This window comes from Streptomyces sp. NPDC127177 (assembly GCF_042672475.1).
Lineage (GTDB): Bacteria > Actinomycetota > Actinomycetes > Streptomycetales > Streptomycetaceae > Streptomyces.
In genome coordinates, this window is the sequence record NZ_JBHXUW010000012.1 from 91,348 (window position 1) to 113,820 (window position 22,473).

General features: G+C 73.3%; 2 protein-coding genes. Both read right to left on the reverse strand.

Translation table 11 applies throughout. The features are described from left to right. Positions 1-26: 26 nt before the first annotated feature. Positions 27-7,622 carry an amino acid adenylation domain-containing protein gene (locus ACFVJX_RS10685; RefSeq protein WP_384126625.1) on the reverse strand — a complete coding sequence of 2,532 codons (7,596 nt, stop codon included), beginning with the start codon at positions 7,620-7,622 and terminating at the stop codon, positions 27-29. Next, positions 7,619-22,090 carry an amino acid adenylation domain-containing protein gene (locus ACFVJX_RS10690; RefSeq protein ID WP_384126627.1) on the reverse strand — a complete coding sequence of 4,824 codons (14,472 nt, stop codon included), beginning with the start codon at positions 22,088-22,090 and terminating at the stop codon, positions 7,619-7,621. The genes ACFVJX_RS10685 and ACFVJX_RS10690 overlap by 4 nt, the downstream gene beginning before the upstream one ends. Positions 22,091-22,473: the final 383 nt, after the last annotated feature.

Below are 22,473 nucleotides of genomic sequence, written 5' to 3' on the forward strand. Positions count from 1 at the left end.
CCGTGACGTCCAGGGCGACCCGGTGGCTACGGCGCTGCCTGCACCCCCGGGGCAGGCAGGAAGCCCGTTCCGTGGAAGTACGTCAGATAGCGGGTCAGGATCTCGTCGGTCAGGGCCGGCAGGCGGACGCCCACGGCGGACGCGGCGGACGCTGTCCGGCGTGAGTCGAAGCGGCGCAGGTCCTTCGCCTCCCCCCCGGACTGTCCGGTCCGCCCCTCGTCGCCGAGGAACAGCTGCGCGGCGTTGTCGGGCTGCGCGGCCACGCGAGCCTGCCAGTGCGCGGCGGGCACGGTTCGCAGCTCGTGCCCGAGGCGGGTGGCCGCTTCGAAGACCCGGTCCAGGCCCGGCGCGTCCGGGTTGGTGAGGTGATACGTGGACGTGCCGGTGGGGCCGGACAGGGCGAGCGCCACCACCGCCGCGCTGACGTAGTCGACGGGCACCCAGTCGGTCGACCCGTACGGAAGATCCGGCACCGCCTCCGCCTGGAGGCAGCCCTTGACCAGCTGCCACAGCAGGTCGCGGTCCTGGCAGGCGCCGGTGGCGGTGTCGCCGCTGATGCGGCCGGGCCGGTGAACGGTCACCGGCAGTCCGCGGTCGCGGGCCAGTCCGAGCAGTCCCTCGGCGACCCATTTGCTCTGTGCATACCCGTCGGGCAGTTCGGCCGCCGGGCCGGTCGGGGTCGACTCGGTGATGGTGACCGGATCGGGGCCCTGGGCCGGGGCGTACACCCCGGTGGTCGAGATGTAGTGCATACCGGGTGAGGCGGAGTCGGCGAGCAGGCGGAGGAGTTCCTCGGTGCCGGCCACGTTGGGATCGCGGAGTTCACCGTACGTGGCGGCGAAGTTGACGCGTGCGCCGTTGTGCACGACCGGGCCGAGGCGGCGGGCCAGCGCCGCCCGTTCGCCGGATGACAGGCCGAGGCCGGGTGCTGCGAGGTCACCGGGTACGGCGCGGATCAGATCCGCGTACCGGGGGTGCCACAGGCCGTAGCGTTCCAGGTTGGCCCGCAGCCGGTGTGCCGCGCGGTGCTCGTTCCCGGCCCGTACGAGGCAGTCGACGGGGCCGTCGGTCGTCTCGATGAGGTCCCGCAGGAGGAAGGCGCCGAGGAAGCCGGAGGCGCCGGTCAGGAGGGGGCGGGCGGACGGGCGGAGGTTCCTGCGTTCCGGGGCGGGCGCGGAGGCCGAGGTCCGCCGGCCCGCGGCCGAGATGTCCTCGGGCAGCCTGACCTCGGACGCGAGGTCCGGTGTGGGGGTGTTCTCCGGTCCCCCCTCCCCCGCCGCTCGTGCCAGCAGCCGGTCGACGCCCTCGACGGTCGGCGCCGCGAACAGGGCCCGCAGGGAGGGGCGCCGACCGCACCGCTCCCCGATCCGCCGGGCCAGGGTCACCGCGAGCAGGGAGTGGCCGCCCAGGGCGAAGAAGTCGTCCGTGACGCCTACTTCGGGCACGCCGAGCGTCTCGGCGAACACCTCGCACAGGGCGTGTTCGCGCGCGGTGCGCGGGGCGCGTCCTCCTGTCGGTGCGGCGTGGTGGGGTGCGGGCAGGGCGCGCCGGTCCGTCTTGCCGTTGGGCGTGAGTGGGAGCGCGTCGAGGCTGACGTGGGCTGCCGGGACCATGTGCTCGGGCAGGGACGCGGCCAGATGGGCGCGCACCTCGGCCGCGTCAGGTCCCGGCCCGCCGTCGGCGGGCACGGTGTACACGACGAGCCGCCGGTCGCCGGGGCGGTCCTCCCGGACGGTGGCGCAGGCGGCGGCCACGCCGGGCATGGAGGCGAGCACCACCTCGATCTCGCCGGGTTCGATGCGGAAGCCGCGGAGTTTGACCTGGTCGTCGGCCCGGGCGACGTAGACGAGTTCGCCGTCGGCCGTCCACCGCACCAGGTCGCCGGTGCGGTACATGCGCCCGCCCGACCGGTCGAACGGGTCCGCCAGGAAGCGGGACGCGGTGAGCGCGGCGCGGCCGTGGTAGCCGCGGGCGACTCCGGCACCGGACACGTACAGCTCGCCGACCACGCCCGGGGGTACGGGTGCCAGCCGGTCGTCCAGGACGTGGACGCGGGTGCCGTCGACGGGCACGCCGATGGATACCGTGCGGCCCGGGGCCAGCGGTCCGTCCGCGTGCTGGTGGCCGCTCATGGTGGCGCAGACGGTGGTCTCCGTCGGGCCGTAGGCGTTGACGAGGTACCGGTCCCGTGCCCAGGCGTGCACCAGGGCGGGCGGGCACGCCTCACCGGCGAGGACCATCGTGGTGCCGGCCGGCAGCGAGCCGGGCGGCATCACCGCGAGTGCGGCGGGCGGCAGGGTGAGGTGGGTGATGCCCCGTTCACGGACGAGGGCGGCGAGTGTGGGGCCGGGCAGCAGGGCGTCGCGTTCGTCGATCTCCAGGCAGGCTCCGGAGAGCAGGCCCATGCACAGTTCCCAGAACGCGGCGTCGAAGCTGACGGATGCCATGTGCAGTACCCGGCTGCCCGGGGTGACGCGCAGCCTCTCGATCTGGGTCCGGGCCATGGCGCCGACGCCGCGGTGGGTGACGACGACGCCCTTGGGGCGGCCGGTGGACCCTGAGGTGTAGATGACGTACGCCGGGTGTGCCGGGTGCGGGACGGGGTCCGGCCCGGTCGCGGTGGGAGTGGCTCTGCGGTCGCTGCCGGTGAGGTCGCCAAGGTCTGTGACGTACAGGTGCGGCACGGTGCTGGGCGGAAGTCGGCGGTGGGTGGCGGGGGTGGTGAGGAGCATGCGCGGGGCGGCGTCGTCGAGCATGTAGGACAGCCGCCGGGCGGGGTAGTCGGGGTCGATCGGCACATAGGCCGCACCGGTCCTGAGGACGGCGAGCAGGGCCACGACGAGGTGGTGGGTGCGGGGCAGGGCGACGGCCACCCGGTCCTCGGGGCCGATGCCCTGGGCGGCGAGGTGTCGGGCCAGCGCGTCGGCACGGCTGTCGAGTTCACCGTAGGTGAGGGTGGTCGTGGCGTCACGGACGGCAGGGGCGTCGGGGGTGCGCCGGACCCAGGCGTCGAAGAGGCCGGTGACGGACTCGGCGGGCCGGTCGTCGACGGGCCCGGTGCCCCAGGCGGTGAGACGGGTGTGTTCGGCGGCCGTGAGCACGTCGTAGGTGTGCAGCGGGCGGCCCGGGTCCGCGGTGACGGCGGAGAGCAGCAGGACGAGCCGGTCGGCGAGAGCGCGGACCGTTGACCCGTCGAAGAGTTCGGTCGCGTAGTCGACGGCGGCCCGCATACCGCTGGGGGCACCGCTGTCGTCGTACGCCTCGGTGAAGGTGAACGACAGGTCGAACTTGCTGGAACCGGCGTCGACCGGCACCCCGGCGACGGAGAGGCCCGGCATGTCGATGCCGGTGGCGGGGGCGTGGTTGTGGAGTACGAGCATGGTCTGGAAGAGCGGGTGGTGGCTCTGCGAGCGCGCCGGGTTGAGCAGTTCCACCAGGCGTTCGAAGGGGACGTCCTGATGGGCGTACGCGGAGAGGTCGAACTCCTTCACCCGGTCCAGCAGTTCGAGGAACGTCGGGTCGCCCGTCAGGTCCGTGCGCAGCACGAGGGTGTTCACGAAGAGGCCGACGAGGTCCGACGCGGCCTCGTCGGTGCGTCCGGCGATCGCCGTGCCCAGTGGGATGTCGTCGCCGGCACCGTGCCGGGAGAGCAGGACCGACAGCGCCGCCTGGAGCACCATGAAGACGCTGCATCCGCTGGTCCGGGCCAGCTCCGCGATCCGCTGGGCGGTGTCGCGGTCGACATCGAAGCCGTGGGTGGCGCCGGTGTGCCGGGACACGGCCGGGCGCGACCTGTCCCACGGCAGTTCGACCATTTCCGGAATGCCCGCCAACGCGGCTTTCCAGTGGGCGAGCTGGCGTGAGACGACGCTCTCGGCGTCCTGTTCCTCACCGAGCAGGCGGCGCTGCCACAGGGTGTGGTCGATGTAGTCGACGGGCAGTGGGGTCAGCGCGGGTTCCTCGTCGCGGACACGGGCCCGGTAGGCGACGCCCAGGTCGTGGGTCAGGGGGGCGAGGGACGAGCCGTCGGCGGCGATGTGGTGGATGACGAGCACTAGGACGTGGGCGTCGTGGGTCAGGCGCAGCAGGGTCGCCCGGAGCGGATGGCGGTTCTCGATGTCGATCGGTTCGGCGGCGGCGGCTCTGATCCGGTCGTGGAGTTTGTCCTCGTCGACGGGCTCCGGTGCGCACGGGAGGCTGACGTCGGCCGGATCGGTGATGTGCTGACGGGGTCCGCTGTCGCCCTCGGGAAAGACGGTGCGCAGGGCGGCGTGCCGGCTGACGACGTCGTGCAGGGCCCGGTGCAGTGCATCCGTGTCGAGCGGTCCGTCGATGCGCAGGGCGAAGGGGATGTTGTACGTCGAGGAGGGGCCTTCGAGCCGGTGGAGGAACCACAGGCGCTGCTGGGCGTACGACAGCGGGATCGTGGTGGGGCGTCGCTGTGGCACGAGAGCGGGGCGGGCGGGGCGGCCCGCGTCCCGCAGGGCGGTGGCGAGTGCGCGGACGGTGGGGTTCTCGAAGAGGGTACGGATCTCGGTCTCGGTGTCCAGGGCGGTGCGGACACGGCCCACGAGACGGGTGGCGAGCAGGGAGTGGCCGCCCAGGGCGAAGAAGCTGTCGTCGATGCCCACGCGGGCCACGCCGAGCACGTCGGCGAAGAGTCCGGCGAGGATCTCCTCCAGGGCGTTGCGCGGTGGGCGGCCGGCCGTGGCGGACGGGCCGACGGGCTTGGGCAGGGCCGCCCGGTCGAGCTTGCCGTTCGGGGTCAGCGGCAGCGCGTCGACCGGCTGGATGACGGCAGGCACCATGTAGGCGGGCAGATGGCGGCCGACGTGCGCGGCGAGCAGACCGGCATCGGGGGCGTGTCCGGGCGCCGGCACGACGTAGGCCGTGAGGGTGCGGTCGCCGGGCAGGTCCTCACGGACCAGGACGCAGACGTCCCGGACGGACGGGTCGGCGCGGAGCACCGTCTCGATCTCGGCGGGTTCGATGCGGTGGCCGCGCAGTTTGATCTGCTGGTCGGCGCGGGCCACGTAGTGCAGGGTGCCGTCGGCTCCCTGGCGCACGAGGTCTCCGGTGCGGTACATGCGCGCCCCGGTGCCGGTGAAGGGGTCGGCGACGAACCGGGTGGCGGTGAGGCCCGGCCGCCCCAGGTAGCCTCGCGCGACACCGGCGCCCGCTACGTACAGCTCGCCCTCGGCACCGGCCGGGACGGGTCGCATCGCCGCGTCCAGGACGTAGGTGCGCATGCCGTCGAGCGGCCGTCCGACCGGGGCCGCACCGGCGGGCGCTTCGTCGCTCCGGACGTGGTGGGCCGTGGCGAAGGTGGTCGTCTCGGTGGGTCCGTAGACGTGCAGGAAGGTCGTTCCGGGGTGGGCGGCTGCGATGCGCTGCAGGACGCCGGGCGCCGCCGCCTCGCCGCCGGTGGCGATCAGGGCCGGCAGGCCCAGGGCGTCCGGGTCCGTCTCGGCCAGGACGTTGAACAGAGCCGTTGTCAGGAACGCCGCCGTCAGACCGTGCCGGGTGACGAGGTCCCTGAGCACGGCGGGCTGGAGCGGGCCATCGGGCGCCACGACGACGCGGCCGCCGTTGAGGAGCGGGACCCAGAGCTCGAAGGTGGAGGCGTCGAAGACGTACGCGGAGTGCAGCAGGACGGCTTCGGCCGCATCGCCCCACGCCCGGTGCGCGCCGAGGGCCAGCACGTCGGCGTGGGTGACGCCGACACCCTTGGGCAGTCCGGTGGAGCCGGAGGTGAACATCACGTACGCGAGGCGGGCGCCGCCCGTGACTTCGGGGAGGGCGCCCGGGGTTGCCGGGCCGCCTCGCAGGACACGGCCGGCGGCGTCGACGGTCAGTACGGCGGTGTCCGGGCCGAGTTCGCGGACCCAGGGGTGTGTGCGGGTGGTCTCGTCGACGATCAGGGCACGCAGGGGGGCCACCTCGGCGACCCGGCCGAGCCGTTCGGTGGGCCAGCGGGGGTCGAGAGGCACGTAGGCGGCGCCTGCGCGCAGAGCGGCGAGGGAGGCGGTGACCGTGGCGGTGGAGCGGGCCACGAGGATGCCGACGCCGTCCTCGGCACCGGCCCCGAGCCCGGTCAGGGCGGCGGCCAGATCGTCCGAGAGGTCGCAGAGCCGCCGGTAGGTCAGCTGCTCGCCCGCCCCGGAGACGGCCACCGCGTCCGGATGCCGGGCCGCGTGCCCGGCGACGGCCTGCGGGATGCACATGCCCTCAGTATCACTGATCAGTTCGGCACCGGCGCCCTGGGAGAGGAGGGCGTCGCGCTCGCCGTCCAGGAGGACGGGCACGGTGTCGGCACGGCGGTCGAGCCCGTGCGCCATCGTCGTCAGCAGGCGCCGCATGCGGGCGACCATCCTGACCACGTCGGCACGGTCCAGGACGGCGGCCCGGTAGCCGAAGGTGATCCTCAGGGCGTCGCCCGGAGCGATGGTGAGGGTGAGCGGGTAGTGGGCGGCGTCCGTACCGCTGAACCCCGTGACGGCGAGACCGGGCAGCCCCCGCTGAGCGGTGCGCAGGGCCTCGTCGTCCATCGGATAGTTCTCGAACACGGCCAGGGTGTCGAAGAGTTCGTCCAGGCCTGTGACACCGCGGATCTCGCTCAGACCCACGTGCTGGCTGCCGAGGAGGCGGCCCTGTTCCTCCTGCAGCCGTGTCAGGAGCGCGGCCAGGCTCTCGCCGGGCTCCCGGCGCAGCCGTACGGGCACCGTGTTGATGAAGAGGCCGACCATCGACTCGATGCCGGGGATCTCCGGCGGGCGGCCCGACACGGTGGCACCGAAGAGGACGTCGGGGCGTCCGGTGAGATGCCCGAGCAGAAGGCCCCAGGCACCCTGCACGAGGGTGTTGAGGGTGAGCCGGTGGACACGGGCCGTCTCCCGGAGCCGGAGTGTCGTGGCCTCGTCCAGGTCGAGGACCAGGGTTGTGGGCAGCTCGGCGGAGCCGGGCGCTCCCCCACGGCCGGGCCCCGCGAGCAGGGTCGGCGCCTCGACCCCGGCCAGGGCGGTGGCCCAGGCGTCCAGTGCGGCGGTGCGGTCCTGCTGGGCGAGCCAGCCGAGGTAGGTGCGGTAGGGGGTGACGCGCGGCAGGGCGCTGTCGTCGCCCCGGGTCGCGTACAGCTCGAGGAGTTCACGTACGAGATGGGGCATCGACCAGCCGTCGAACAGGATGTGATGGCTCGTCATGACCAGGCGGTGCCGCAGCGGCGCGGTGCGCACCAGGGTGAACCGCATCAGGGGCGGGGTGGTCAGGTCGAATCGGCGGGTGCGGTCGGCGGCGAGGAACGCGGTGAGGCGCTCCTGCGTGGTGCCCGTGCCGTCCGCTGCCGTCAGGTCCAGTTCCTCCAGCGGCACCGGGACCTCGACGGCGACGGCCTGTACGGGCTCGTCCAGGTCCTCGTGGAGGAAGCCGACCCGCAGGTTGGCGTGTCGGCGCAGGAGAGCGCCGATGGCGGCGTGCAGTGCTGGAACATCGACGGGGCCCTCGAGGTCGAAGACGAACTGCGCGGTGTAGACGTCCACGGCGTGGGAGTCGTAGAGGGCGTGGAAGTGCATGCCTGCCTGAAGCGGCGTCAGCGGTAGTACGTCCTCCAGCTGGAAACCGGTCACTTGTGTCCACCCCACTTGTTCTGCAGTCGGTCGATCTGGGCCTGGTTGAGCGAGACCAGGGGAAGGTCGGAGGGCGTGTAGCCGCCCGCGTCGGGTCGTTCGGCGTGGTCGGCGATGGCGCGCAGCGCACGCATGAACGCATCGGACAGGGCTCCCACGTCCTCCTCCTTGAGCAGGTCGCTCGGCCAGGTCCAGCGCGTCACCAGCCGTGGGCCGTCCGGGAGATCCTCGGTGTGCGCGTTGATGTCGAGGACGTGGTGCACGGGCATGTCCGGGTCCTGGCTGCGTGGCCCGCCGCCGTCGAGCAGCACCTCCCAGTCGGCGCCCGCGTCACCGCCCGCCGGATCGGGTGAAGCGGCGTACCGGCCGAGGTAGTTGAACCCGATCTGGGGTTCGGTCGCGGTGGCCAGCAGGGGGCGGGTCGCCGGGTTGAGGTGGCGCAGCATTCCGTGGCCGACGCCGTGGTCGGGCACCGTCCGCAGCTGTTCCTTGACGCGTTTGACCGCGCGTTCGACCAGTGCGGCGTCGAAGCCGGCGGGGCCGCGTGCGTCCACGGGGCCGGGGTCCAGCCGGACGGGATAGAGGCTGGTGAACCAGCCGACCGTGCGGGACAGGTCGATGTGGTCGGCGAGTTGTTCACGGCCGTGGCTCTCCAGGTCGAGGAGGACACCGGTGCCGGCCGGCCGGGATCCGCCGGGGTCTGCGGCCCGCTCCGCCCGCCAGGTGCGGACGGCGAGCGCGAGTCCCGTGAGGAGGATGTCGTCCACCCCGGCGTGGAACGCGCCGGGGGCGGTCGTGAGCAGGGACCGCGTCCAGGTGGCGGGCAGGTGGGTGACCAGGGTGCGGGTTCCGTCCGCGGTGTCCAGATGGGGGTCGAGCGGCCGGTATCCGAGCTGCGGGTCCGGGGTGCTCAGCACGTCCTGCCACAGGGGGAGTTCGGCTTCCCGCTCGGCGCTGCGGGCCTGGGACGCGAGAAGGTGCGCCCAGCCCCTGTACGAGGTGGTGACGGCGGGCAGTATGGCGGTCGTGCCTTCGGTGACCGCCTGCCAGGCGCGGGCGAGGTCGGCGGCGAGGATGCGCCAGGAGACCGCGTCGACCGCCAGGTGGTGCACGACGAGCAGCAGACGGCCGCGCACCCGCGGTCCGGCGTCGCACCAGACGGCTTCGACCACGTCCCCGTGGGCGGGCCGCAGCCGACCGCGTGCCTGTTCGCCGGCCTCGGCGGCCGCGGCGCGGGCGGCGTCCGCGTCGAGACCCGCGATGTCGATGCGGGTGAAGCGGGGACGGGCGGGCACCGCGCCGGGCGGCAGGGCCTCGAAGACGGGTGTTCCTCCGGGCGGGCGGGTGACCCGCAGGCGGAGCATGTCGTGGTGGTCGATGAGGAGTTGGAGCGTGGCGACGAGCGTGTTCTCGTCGGCGCCCGCGGGCGTGCTCAGCATCCCCGACTGGTTGTAGCCGTCCGTGGTGCCCGGCCGATCGAGCAGCCAGGCGGCGATGGGCGTCGGCGGCATCTCGCCGGTGCCCCGGTCGGCCAGTGCTGCGCTGTCCGCGTCGATGGCGGTCGCGACGGCCGCGATCGCCTCGGGTGTGCGGTGGACGAAGACGTCGCGGGGCGTGACTCCGAGGCCCGCCTCGCGTACCCGGCTGACGAGCTGGATCGACAGGATGCTGTCGCCGCCGAGAGCGAAGAAGTCGTCGTCCGTGCGGACGGCCGGGGTACGCAGGACGGAGGCGAACACCTCGCACAGGACGCGTTCCCGCGCGGTGCGCGGCAGCCCTCCCGGCCGGGAGGCGGCGGGGCGCTCCGGGGCGGGCAGTGCCTTTCGGTCGGTCTTGCCGTTCGGCAGGAGCGGCAGGGCGTCGAGCGCGACGAAGACGGCGGGGACCATGTACGGCGGGAGACCGGCCGTCAGCAGGGTGCGCAGTTCGCCGTCCGTGGGGGCCGTGGCTCCGCCGCGCCGGCCGGCGACCGTGTACGCGACCAGCCGCCGTTCGCCCGGACGGTCCTCGCGGACGAGGGCGCAGGCGGCGTCGATGCCGTCGAGTGCGGTGAGCGCGGCCTCGATCTCGCCGAGCTCGATGCGGAAACCGTGCAGCTTGACCTGGTCGTCGGCGCGGGAGACATAGGTGAGCAGGCCGTCGGTGTCCCGTCTCACGAGGTCGCCCGTGCGGTACATACGGCTGCCGGCGGGTCCGTACGGATCTGCGACGAACCGTGCGGCGGTCAGGCCGGGGCGCCCCAGGTAGCCGCGTGCGAGACCTTCGCCCGCGATGTGGAGCTCACCGGTGACGCCCGGTGGCACCGGCCGGAGCCCGGCGTCCAGGACGTAGGCGCGGGTGTTGTCGACGGGGCGGCCCAGCGGCACTCCCCCTTCCCCGGCGGCGGTCTCGCCGCCTCGGTGGTGGTGGGCGGTGGCGTCGATGGTGGTCTCGGTGGGGCCGTACAGGTTGTGCACCTCCACCCCCCAGGTCCGGCCGGCGCGTTCGGCCAGGGCCTCGGTCAGCGGTTCGCCTCCGCACAGGACGGCGCGCAGGGTGGCGGGTCGCTCGTCGGGACCGGTCTCGGCGAGGACGATCGAGAGGTGCGAGGGCACGAACTGCGCGAGGGTCACCCCGGCGTCGCGGATGCGTGCGAGCAGGCCGGCGGGGTCGTGGTTGAGGGCGGGCGGGACCGGGCAGGTGGAGCCGCCGTGCAGCAGCGGGAGCCAGGTCTCCCAGACCGAGGCGTCGAAGCTGGGCGAGGTCCGCGCGAGGACGCGGTCCTCGTCGGAGAGGCCTAGGTGGCCGGCCATCCAGGCCATGTGGTTGGTGAGGGAGGCGTGGGTGACGAGCACGCCCTTGGGACGGCCGGTGGAGCCCGAGGTGTAGATGACGTACGCCGTGTCGAGCGGATCCGGCTCGGTGCCGGCCGGCGCCCCGCGTCCCGTGGACCAGGCCGCCCGGTCGTCCAGCGCCAGGCAGGGTACGGACGCGGCGAACCGGCTGGCGCGGGCGCCGTGGGTGAGGAGCAGCGCCGGGCGGGCGTCGTCGAGCATGTAGGTGACGCGTGCCTCTGGGTACTCCAGGTCGACCGGCAGATAGGCGGCCCCCGACTTGACCACCGCCAGCATCGCGACGACCTGGTCGGCGGTGCCTTCGAGGGCGACGGCCACGAGGTCGCCGCGGCCGATGCCCCGGTCGTGCAGATGGTGTGCCAAGTCGTCCGAGAGTGCGTCCAGTTCACTGAAGGTGAGTCGGTGGGCGCCGTCCCGTACGGCAATTGCCTGCGGGGTTTCGGCGGCCTGTCCGCGGAACGCGTCGGGCGCGGTGCGCACCGCCACGGGCCGGGCGGGGCCGTGGGCGGCCCGGTCCAGGCTCGCCAGTTCGGCAGCGGGCAGGACGTCGACGGCGTGGACGCGCCGGCCGGGGTCGGCCGCGAGCGAGGAGAGCAGACGGGTCAGACGTTCGGCCAGTGCGTGCGCGGTGGCGGGGGTGAAGAGTTCGGTCGAGAACTCCAGGACGCCTTCGAGGCCGGCGGGCCGGCCGGTGCCGTCGTGTGTCTCGGTGAAGGTGAAGGTCAGGTCGAACTTGCTGATGCCGGTGTGCACGGGCTGTTCCGTGACGGTGATGTCGTGCAGGTCGATGCCGGTGTCCGCCTGGTTCTGGAGGACGAGCATGGTCTGGAACAGCGGGTGGTGGTTCTGGGCCCGGGCCGGTGCGACTGCGTCGACCAGCCGCTCGAACGGGACGTCCTGGTTGGCGTAGGCGGCCAGATCGAACTCCCGGACCCGGTCGATCACTTCGGCGAACGTCGGGTCCCCCGACAGGTCGGTGCGCAGGACGAGGGTGTTGACGAAGAAGCCCACCAGATCGTCGAGGGCTTCGTCGGTGCGTCCGGCGACCGCGGTGCCGAGCGGGATGTCGTCGCCGGCGCCGTGCCGGGAGAGGAGGACCGACAGCGCGGCCTGGAGCACCATGAAGAGGCTGCTTCCGCGGGACCGGGCGAGTTCCGCGAGCGTCCGGTGGGTCTCGGTGTCGACGGGGAAGGCGAAGGCGTCACCTCGGTAGGCCGTGACAGCGGGACGCGGCCGGTCGCACGGCAGGTCGAGCAGGTCGGGGACGCCCGCCAGCGCGGTGCGCCAGAAGTCCAGCTGGCGGGCTGCCTGACCGGCCGGATCGTCGTCGTCGCCGAGCAGCGCGCGCTGCCAGAGGGTGTAGTCGGCGTACTGGACGCCGAGTTCGGTCCAGGGGGGTTCCACTCCTTCGGCGCGGGCCCGGTAGGCGTCGCCGAGGTCGCGGGCGAGCGGGGCGAGGGACCAGCCGTCCCCGGCGATGTGGTGGATGAGCAGGACCAGGACGTGGGACTCGGCTGCGAGCCGCAGGAGCCGGGCCCGTACGGGCAGTTCGGCGCCGACGTCGAAGGTGTGCGCCACCTCCGCCGTGAGGACCTCGTCGAGCCGGGCGGTGTCGGTGTCGCGGGGGCTCAGGTCGAGGTCGGCGGCGCCGGCGTCGAGGACGAGCTGGCGCGCCACGCCGTCCGTTTCGGGGAAGACGGTGCGCAGGCTCTCGTGGCGTTCGACGACGTCCGCGAGCGCGCTCTGCAGCGCGTCCGCGTCGAGCGGGCCGTCCAGCCGGAGTACCAGTGGCACGTTGTAGGTGGCGCTCGGCCCCTCGAACCGGTTGAGGAACCACAGCCGCTGCTGCGCGAAGGACAGTGGCAGTGGATCGGGCCTGTGCCGCGCACGCTCCAGGGGTTTCCTGGCCTCCTGGGCGCCGTCCAGCGTGGCCGCGAGCGCGGCGGGCGTGGGGTGCTCGAAGACGGTCTTGACCTGGACCTCGACCGCGAGCGCGGTACGGATGCGGGCTGCGAGGCGGGTGGCGAGCAGGGAGTGGCCGCCCAGGGCGAAGAAGTCGTCGTCGGCGCCCGCTCCTTCGAGGCCGAGCACATCGGCGAAGAGTCCGCAGAGGATCTCCTCGCGGGCGGTGCGGGGCGCACGCCCCCGGACCGGTGCCCGGTGGGCGGGCTCGGGCAGGGAGCGCCGGTCCACCTTGCCGTTGAGGGTCAGCGGCAGTGCGTCCATCAGGACGAACGCGCCGGGCACCATGTAACCGGGCAGCGACCGGCCGACCGCTCGGGCGAGGTCGGCGGGTTCGGGGCGTGCGCCGTGGGCGGGCACCACGTACGCGACGAGCCGCCGGTCGCCCGGTGCGTCCTCGCGGACGACGGCGAAGGAGTCGGCGACGCCCTCGCAGCAGGCCAGTACGGACTCGATCTCGCCGAGTTCGATGCGGTAGCCGCGCAGCTTCACCTGGCCGTCGGCGCGGGCGACATAGGCGATCCGGCCGTCGCGGGTCCACCTGACGAGGTCGCCGGTGCGGTACATGCGACCGCCCGCCGGGTCGAACGGGTCGGCCACGAACCGGGTGGCGGTGAGGCCGGGGAGGCCGGTGTATCCGCGTGCCACGCCGCGTCCGGCGAGGTACAGCTCGCCCGTGACGCCCGGCGCGACCGGTCCGAGTGAGCCGTCGAGTACGTACAGGCGCATGCCGTCCAGGGGCCGCCCGATGGGGGGCGGGCCGGACGGGAGGTCGGCCGCCACGTCGTTGCGGGTGGCGAAGGTGGTGGTCTCGGTGGGTCCGTACACATGGAGGACGCGTACGCCGGGCGCGGTGCCGGCGACGCGCTGCATGGCGTCCGGTGAGGCCAGTTCTCCCCCGGCGCAGACGAGCCGGAGGCCGGTGAAGGCGCCGGGATCGGTGTCGGCGATGACGTTGAACAGGGCCGTCGTCAGGAAGACCGCGGTGAGTCCGTGTTCCTGGATCGCGTCGCCGAGGACGCGGGCCTCCAGGACGCCGTCCGGTGCGACGACGATTCTGCCGCCGTTCAGGAGCGGGGCCCAGATCTCGAACGTGGAGGCGTCGAAGACGTACGCCGAGTGCATCAGGACCACGTCCACCGCGCCGCCCTGCCAGGTGGAGTCGGCCGTCAGTGCCGCGACGTCGGCGTGTGTGACTCCGACCCCCTTGGGCAGGCCGGTCGAACCGGAGGTGAACATCACGTAGGCGAGGGAGCCGGGACCGGGCACGGCGGCGGGGTCGAGCGGGTGCTCCGGCGCGCCGCGAAGGACGCGGCCGAGCCGGTCCACGACCACGACCGGTACCCGGCGGGCGGCATCGGCCACCCACGGCGTGGCGAGGGCGTCCTCGTCGACGACAAGGATCCGCACCGCGGCCACCCCGGCGGCCTGGTCGAGCCGTTCCCCGGGCCAGCGCGCGTCCAGCGGGACATACGTACCGGCAGCGCGGACCGCGCCGAGGGACACGGCCACGACGGCCGGTGACCGGGAGAGCAGCACGCCGATGCCGGTCTCCGGGCCGGCGCCGAGACCGGCCAGCACGCGGGCGAGTCCGGCGGAGATCCGGTCGAGTTCGGCGTAGGTGAGGGCTGTGTCGTCCCCGATGACGGCCACGGCGTCCGGTGTGCGGTGCGCCTGCGCTCCGAAGAGCGCGGGCAGGGTGGCTCCGTCGTCCGCTGCGTGTGCGGGCAGGGCGCCGCCGGTGCCCCAGCGGGTGACACGGTTGTACTCGTCCGGCGTCATCAGGTCGTAGCCCGCCAGTGGCCGGGCGGGGTCGTCGGCCACCTGCTCCAGGAGCCGGACCAGCCGGCCTGCGAGTGCTTCGACGGTGGACCGGTCGAAGAGCGCGGTGGCGTACTCGATCCCGGCGGTCAGTCCGCCCTCGCCGCGCTCCTCGTCGAAGGCGAAGGTGAGGTCGAATTTGCTCAGGCCGTTGTGGACGAGCCGGCTCCCGACGGTGAGGCCGGGCAGCTCGGGGCGGGTGGTCTCCTGGTTCTGGAGTACCAGCATGGTCTGGAACAACGGGTGGTGGTTACGTGCCCTGGCGGGGTTGACGCTCTCGACGAGACGTTCGAACGGCACGTCCTGGTGCGTGTACGCAGCCAGGTCGAACTCCCGGACGCGGTGGAGCAGTTCGCGGAAGGTGGGGTTGCCGGACAGGTCCGTTCGCAGGACCAGGGTGTTGGCGAAGAAGCCGACCAGGTCCTCCAGCTCCTCGTCCGTGCGGCCGGCGACGGGCGAGCCGAGCGGGATGTCGTCACCGGCGCCGTGCCGGTGCAGCAGGGTGGCCACCGCCGCCTGGAGCACCATGAACAGACTGCTGCCCGATTCCCTTGCCAGGCGCAGGAGCCGGCCGTACAGGGCGGGCGGCAGGTCGAAGGTGTGGACAGCCCCTCTCGGGTCTGTGGTGGCCGGGCGCGGCCGGTCGAGCGGCAGGTCGATCAGCCCGGGAAGGCCCGCGAGTGCGGTGTGCCAGTGGTCGAGCTGCTGCCGCAGGATGCTCCGGGGTTCGATCCCGTCGCCCAGGGCGGCGTGCTGCCAGAGGGTGTAGTCGGCGTACTGGAGGGGCGTGCCCGCCGCCGGTTCGGGCTCGCGGCCGGTGAGGCGGGCCGCGTAGGCCTCGCCGAGGTGACGGGTGAGCGGGGCGAGGGACCAGCCGTCGCCCGCGATGTGGTGCAGGACGAGCACCAGGACGTGGTGGCCGGGTGCGGAGCGCAGGAGCAGGGCGCGCAGGGGCGGGTCCGCGCTGACGTCGAACGGCTCGCGCACGGCGGCCAGGACGGCCGCCTCCAGGTCCGCGGGTGCTGTGCTCACGACGGGCAGCCGGGGCGTGGCGGCGTCGGCGGGCAGGACCAGCTGGTGCGGTACGCCGTCCCGTTCGGGGAAGACGGTGCGCAGCGCCTCGTGCCGCTCCACCACGTCGTGCAGGGCGGTGCGCAGCGCGTCCGTGTCCAGGGCACCGTCGAGTTCGAGGACGAGCGGGATGTTGTACGCGGAGCCGGGGCCTTCGAGCCGGTTGATGAACCACAGGCGCTGCTGCGCGTAGGACAGCGGCAGCGGATCGGGCCGCTGCGCCGCGGGTACCACCGGCGGACGGTCCCGGCCGTCCCATGTGTCCAGTACACGGGCCAGGCCCGCGACGGTCGGGTGTTCGAAGAGGGTGCGTACGGTGATCTCGGCGCCGAGGACGGCGCGTACCCGGCTGACGACACGCATGGCGAGGAGCGAGTGTCCGCCGAGGTCGAAGAAGCTGTCGTGCGGGCTCACCAGGGGCCGTTGCAGAACGTCGGCGAAGATGCCGGCGAGCAGATCCTCCCTGAGCGTTCGCTGCCCCGTCCCGTCGGTGACGGCGTCGGGGCCCTGCGCGGGCTCCGGCAGGGAGCGCCGGTCCACCTTGCCGTTGGGCAGGAGCGGAAGGTCGTCGAGGATGACGACGGCACCGGGCACCATGTAGTGCGGCAGGCTCTCGGCGAGGGCGTCGCGCAGGGTGGCGGGACGCACGGCGTGGTCGCCGGTGACCGCGTAGGCGACGAGGCGCGGTCCGCCCGTCGCGTCCTCGCGGATCACGGCGCAGGCGGCCGTGACACCGGGGCGCGCCAGCAGCGCGGCCTCGACCTCTCCCAACTCGATGCGGAATCCCCGCAGTTTGACCTGGTCGTCGGCGCGGGCCACGTAGTCGAGCAGACCGTGGCGGTTCCACCGGACGAGGTCGCCGGTCCGGTACATGCGTGCGCCGGCGGCGTCGAACGGGTCGGCGAGGAACCGGGTGGCGGTCAGACCGGGACGGCCCAGGTAGCCACGGGCGAGGTTGGGCCCCGACAGGTACAGCTCGCCGGTGACGCCGGGCAGTACGGGCCGCAGCCGGCCGTCGAGGACGTAGGCCCGCATGGTGTCGACGGGGCGGCCGATCGGCACGGTCTCGTACGGTGTGCCGGGCTCCGCCTGTCCGGCGGCTGCCGGGAGGTCGACGCGGTGTGCGGTGGCGTCGATGGTCGCCTCGGTGGGCCCGTAGAGGTTGTGCACCTCGGCACGCCACAGCTCGGCGGCCTCCACGGCGAGGGCGCGCGGCAGCGGTTCGCCGCCGCACAGTACGGCGCGCAGCCGGGGCAGCGGCGCGGCATGCGCGGCCTCGGTGAGCACGAGGGTCAGGTGGGAGGGTACGAACTGGGCGACGGTGACACCGAACCGGCTCATCCAGGAGACCAGGGCGCGGGGTTCCGTGTTGGCGCCGTCCGGCAGCACGCAGACTTCGGCGCCGTTCATCAGCGGGAGCCAGAGCTCCCACACGGAGGCGTCGAAGCTGGAGGAGGTGCGGGCGAGTACCCGGTCCTGCGAGGTGATCGCCAGGTGTCGTGCCATCCAGTCCATGTGGTTGGCCAGGGCGGCGTGCGACACGACCACGCCCTTGGGGCGGCCGGTGGATCCTGAGGTGTGGATGACGTAGGCGGGGTCCGCCGGGTGCGGTGTGCCGGGGAGCGGCCCGGTGGGGTGCGTGGGCCGGGCGGCCGGGTCGTCGAGGGCGAGCCACGGTACGCCGCAGTCGGGCAGATCCGGGCGGACGGCCGTGGTGGTGAGGAGCAGGACGGGGCGGGCGTCGTCCAGCATGTGGCGGATCCGGGCCGGCGGATACTGCGGGTCGAGCGGCAGGTAGGCGGCGCCGGAGCGCAGAACGGCGAGCATGGCGACGACGGTGTCCACGGCCGGTGGCGCGGCGATCGCCACTCCGGTCTCACGACCGGCGCCGTGCTCGCGCAGGACGTGGGCGAGGGCGTCGGCGCGGGCGTCCAGTTCCGCGTAGGTGAGGCTGGTGTGCGCGTCGCGCACGGCGACCGCGTGGGGGGTGCGCGCGGCCTGGTTCCGTACGGCTTCGGGGGCGGTGAGGGCCGGCAGCGGTCGCTGGGCACCGCGCCCCTGGGCGAGGAGGCGGTCCCTGTCGGCCGGTTCGAGCGGGTCCAGTTCGCTGATGGCCTGGCCGGGGTCGGTCACGGCCAGCGTCAGGACGCGGGCGAAACGGGCGCACAGCGCGCGGGCGGTGGCGGCGTCGAAGAGGTCGGTGGCGTACTCCAGGTAGCCGCCGATGCCGCCGGCTGCGTGCGGTGTGTCGGCCCGTTCTGCCGGGTCGGTCGCTCCGGTGGGTCTGGTGACCTCGGGTGCTCTATCGTTCGCCGGGCGCGCGGTGGTGGCCGGGATCTCCGTCAGGGAGAACGTCAGGTCGAATTTGCTGCCCCCGCGGTGCCGGGACCGGTCGTGCACGGTGACGCCGGGCAGATCGAGGTCCGTCCGTTCCTGGTTCTGAAGGACCAGCATGGTCTGGAAGAGGGGGTGGTGGTCGGCTGACCGCTCGGGGTTGAGGGCCTCCACGATCCGTTCGAAGGGGATGTCGCCGTGGCTGAGGGCGGCGATGTCGAACTCCTTGACCCTGCCGAGCAGTTCCAGGAACGACGGGTCGCCGGACAGGTCGGTGCGCAGGACGACGGTGTTGACGAAGAACCCGACGAGATCGTCGAGGGCCTCGTCAGTGCGGCCCGCCACCGCGGTGCCGAGCGGGATGTCGGGACCCGCGCCGTGTGCCTGAAGCGTCACGGCGAGGGCTGCCTGGAGCACCATGAAGGGTGTGGAGCCGGTGGAGCGGGCGAGCCGGACGAGGGCGGCGTGCGCGGAGGCGGGCAGTGCGAACGGCACCGAGCCGCCTCGGTGGGTGGGCGCGGCCGGGCGTGGCCGGTCCAGCGGCAGGTCCAGCAGATCGGGGGCGCCGTGCAGGGCCCGCGTCCAGAAGGCGAGCTGACGAGCGCCCACACTCTCCGGATCGTCGTCGTCGCCGAGCAGCCGACGCTGCCAGAGGGCGTAGTCGGCGTACTGCACGCGCAGCGGGGTCCAGCCGGGCGTGCCCGTGCCCTCGCTCCTGGCGCGGTAGGCGGCGCCGAGGTCGCGGCTGAGGGGAGCGAGGGACCAGCCGTCCGCGACGACATGGTGCAGGACGAGGACCAGGATGTGGCGGTCGGCGCCGAGGCGCAGCAGATGGGCGCGGACGGCGGCGGCGCCCGTGAGGTCGAAGGGTGCGGTGGTCAGTCGGCGGACCGCTTCCTCGGCCCAGGTACCGGCACTCCTGCCTGCCGGGGGCCGCTCGACGACGAGGGGGACGAGCGATGCGGCGGTGGCCGCGTCGAGGACTTCCTGACGGGCGACGCCGTCGGTCTCGGCGAATACGGTACGCAGGCTCTCGTGCCGGGTGACCACGTCGGCCAGGGCGCCCCGCAGGGCGGCCGTGTCGAGGGGGCCGTCGAGTTCGAGGACGAGCGGGACGTTGTACGCGTCGCCGGGGCCCTCCGCCCGGTTGAGGAACCAGAGGCGCTGCTGCGCGAAGGACAGCGGGACAGCGGTTGGGCGTTCCTGCGGGACCAGAGCGGGGCGGGCCGCGCCCGTGGTGTCCAGGACCGCTGCCAGAGATGCGACCGTGGGACGGGCGAAGAGCGTGCCGAGGCCGATCTCCGCGCCCAGCGCGGCCCGTACCCGGCCGGTGAGGCGGGTGGCCAGCAGCGAGTGGCCACCCAGGGCGAAGAAGTTGTCGTCGATGCCGACGGTGCTCACGCCCAGGACGTCGGCGAACAGGCCGACGAGCACCTCCTCGTAGGCGGTGCGCGGGGCGCGGCCCGTGGTCGTCGCGGCGCGCGGGGCGGGCAGGGCGCGTCGGTCGACCTTGCCGTTCGCGTTCAGGGGAAGCGCGTCGAGGGTGACGAACGCGGAGGGCACCATGTACGCGGGCAGGGCGCGTCCGGCACGCCGGGTCAGCGCGGCGTCGTCCAGCCGGGCACCGGGGGCGGGTACGACGTAGGCGACGAGCCGGCGGTCCCCGGGGACGTCCTCACGGACCACCACACAGGCACCCCGGACGTCCGGATCGGTCAGCAGGACGTTTTCGGTCTCGGCGGGTTCGATGCGGAATCCGCGGAGTTTGATCTGGCCGTCCGCGCGCCCGACGTACTCGACGCGGCCGTGCGCGTTCCAGCGCACGAGGTCTCCGGTGCGGTACATCCGCCGGCCGGACGCGTCGTACGGGTCGGCGACGAACCGGGTGGCGGTCAGCGAGGCATTGCCCTGGTAGCCGCGGGCGACTCCGTGGCCGCTCACGTACAGCTCGCCCACGACGCCGGCCGGCACCATGGTGAGGGCCTCGTCGAGCACGTACAGGCTCATCCCGTCGAGGGCCCCGCCGATGGGCTCCACGCCCTCGGTGGCGGGGGTGACCGGATGGCGGGCGGCGAAGGTCGTGGTCTCCGTGGGGCCGTAGACGTGCAGGACGAGCGTGCCGGGTGTCGCGGCGGCCACCCGCTGCATCAGGTCCGGAGTGGCGGCCTCGCCTCCCGTGGCGACCATGCGCAGTCCGGCGAACGCGGCGGGGTCCGCCTCGGCCATCACGTTGAACAGTGCCGTCGTCAGGAAGAGCGCGGTGACGCCGTCGCGGTCCACGAGCTCACGCAGGACCCGTGCCTCGAGGACGCCGGCGGGCGCGACGACCACCCGGCCGCCGTTCAGGAGGGGTGCCCAGATCTCGAAGGTCGAGGCGTCGAACACGTAGGCCGAGTGCATCAGGACGGCGTCGGACACGCCGCCCTTCCAGGTGCTGTCGGCGGCCAGTGCGAGGACGTCGGCGTGGGTGACGCCGACGCCCTTGGGCAGCCCCGTGGAACCGGAGGTGAACATGACGTAGGCGAGCCGGTCGCCGCGGGTCACGAGCGGCAGCGGTCCCGGCCGCGGCGGAGCGCCGCGTACGACGTCGCCCCGGGCGTCTAGGACGATGAGCGGCAGTCCGGCGGCCGATTCCCGTACCCACGGCCGGCCGGCTGTCGCCTCGTCGACCACCAGGGCACGGATACGGGCCGATTCCACGACGCGGTCCAGCCGTTCGGCCGGCCAGGCGGCGTCCATCGGCACGTACGCGGCGCCCGCGCCGACCGCGCCGAGCGTGGCGGACAGTACGGCCGCCGAGCGTCCCGCGAGAACCCCGACGCCGTCCTCGGCGCCGACGCCCCAGCCGGCCAGGGCGCCCGCGAGGTCCTGTGCGGCCCGTTGGAGCTCCTGATAGGTGAGCGTGGTCGCGCCGTCCACCACCGCCGGGGCGTCCGGTGTCCTGCGGGCCTGCGCGCCGAACGCCTCCGGCAGGCTGGATGCCACGGCTGGGGCCGGCAGTGCGGTGCCGCGCCCCTGTGCGTGCAGGGCGGCGGCGGTGCTCCCGTCGATGAACGGCAGATCGCGCAGCGGGAGGTCGGCGTCCGCCTCGGCCAGGGCGGACAGGAAGGACACCATGGCCTGCTGGTGCAGCCGCACGTCCTCGGGGCGGTAGAGCTCCGGGTTGGCGTCGAAGCCGATCAACGGCCCCTTGCCCTCGGCCCGTTCGGAGACGAAGAGGGATACGTCGTCGACCGGCCCGATGGAGAGCACGCGGGAGGCGCCCGGACTGCCGGCGAAGTCGACGTCGTAGTCGTAGCCCATGATGTTGACGACGACGCCGGTGAGGCGGGCCGCGTCATCGGTCATGTTCAGTTCACGCGCGAGCTGTTCGCGGGAGAACCGGCGGTGCCGCAGGGCGCCGCGCATCTCGGCGGCGGCGGCACGCACGAGAGCCCCCACGGTCATATCGGCAGTGACGGTCAGGCGCAGCGGCAGGATGTTGGAGGTCATGCCGACGATGTGGCGCAGTCCGCCGTGGCGGCCGTTGGAGGCGAGGCCCACGGTGACGTCCTGTGTGCCGGTGGCCCGGCCGACGTAGGCGGCGACCGCGCTCACCAGAACGGCGCTCCAGCTCGTTCGGTTGGCGGAGGCGAGCCGGCGCAGGCTGTCGAGGACGGTTACGGGAAGCGTCTCGCCGGTGTGCAGCCGGATGCCGGGCCCCTCGGGGGCGGCGGGCGCCGGTGTGCCGGGGCGCCGGCGGATGAGTGCCCTGCCGCCGTGCGCGTCAGCCTGGTCCGCGGCGTGGCCGGCGACCAGGTCCGCGAACCGGCCGGTCCAGTAGGAGCGGTCGGCCTCATAGCGGTCCGAGTCGCGGTAGGCCTCCTCGTCGGCGACGAGGTCGCGCAGGGGCGCGGCGGGCAGATCCACCGCGGCGAGATCCTCGCCCCGCACGGCGCGTCCGTACAGGCCGGCCACGATGCGTGTGAAGACGGCACCGCCGAGGCCGTCCACGGCTATGTGGTGGAAGCGCACGTACCAGTAGTGCAGCCGGGGGCCGAGGCGGAGCAGCGCGAAGTGGTGGTGGGGGGCGTCGATCCTGTCGACGGCGGCCATGTCCGCGGCGAGGTAGCGCTCGGCCGCGCCGGCCGGGTCGTCACTGTCGCGGAGGTCGATCTCGTGGAGCCGACCGGTCCCCGCCGGGGGACGGACGACGCGCTGGAGGACGGTGTCGTCCCTGGTGACGAACTCGACGTTGAGGCTGTCGCACTGTTCGACGGCCCGTTCGAACGCTACGGCGAATAAGGCCCTGTCGAGGTCGCCCCGAATCTCGAAGCATTCCCCGATGTTGTATTTGGGGCTCTTCGGATCGACCAGCTGCCCGTACCAGACACCTTGTTGAGCCACGGTCGTTCCGAAGACTTCTTCGGGATCCGAGCCCGAGGAGACAGAACTGTTTTCGCGCATGCCGGACCACACCTTTGGGGAGAGTTTCGAGGGGGACGAAGAAGACACGACGGAAACCGGCCGCGCCGGTACGGCATTCGAAGCCGCCCGTGGGCCTGTGAATTGAAGTGGAACGTCGTCGCGCCGTGACATCAGGCAGTGGCGGGCCCCCGCCGGCCCAGAGGCGGCCGGCAGGGAACTCCGCTGTCTTCTGCTTATTCGAGGACGAACCGCGAGACGACCCACCAATACTTCATGAAAGCCAAATGAAGGCGACATGAGCATTTACAGGCGAGGCATGACTGATCACCACTCCCGTCTGATCGCTTCTGCTCGATTTAGAGCAGAGTCGATCAGGCCGGAGCGTCGGAACCTGCCCGACCTCGTGGTGGCCCACGCCACCC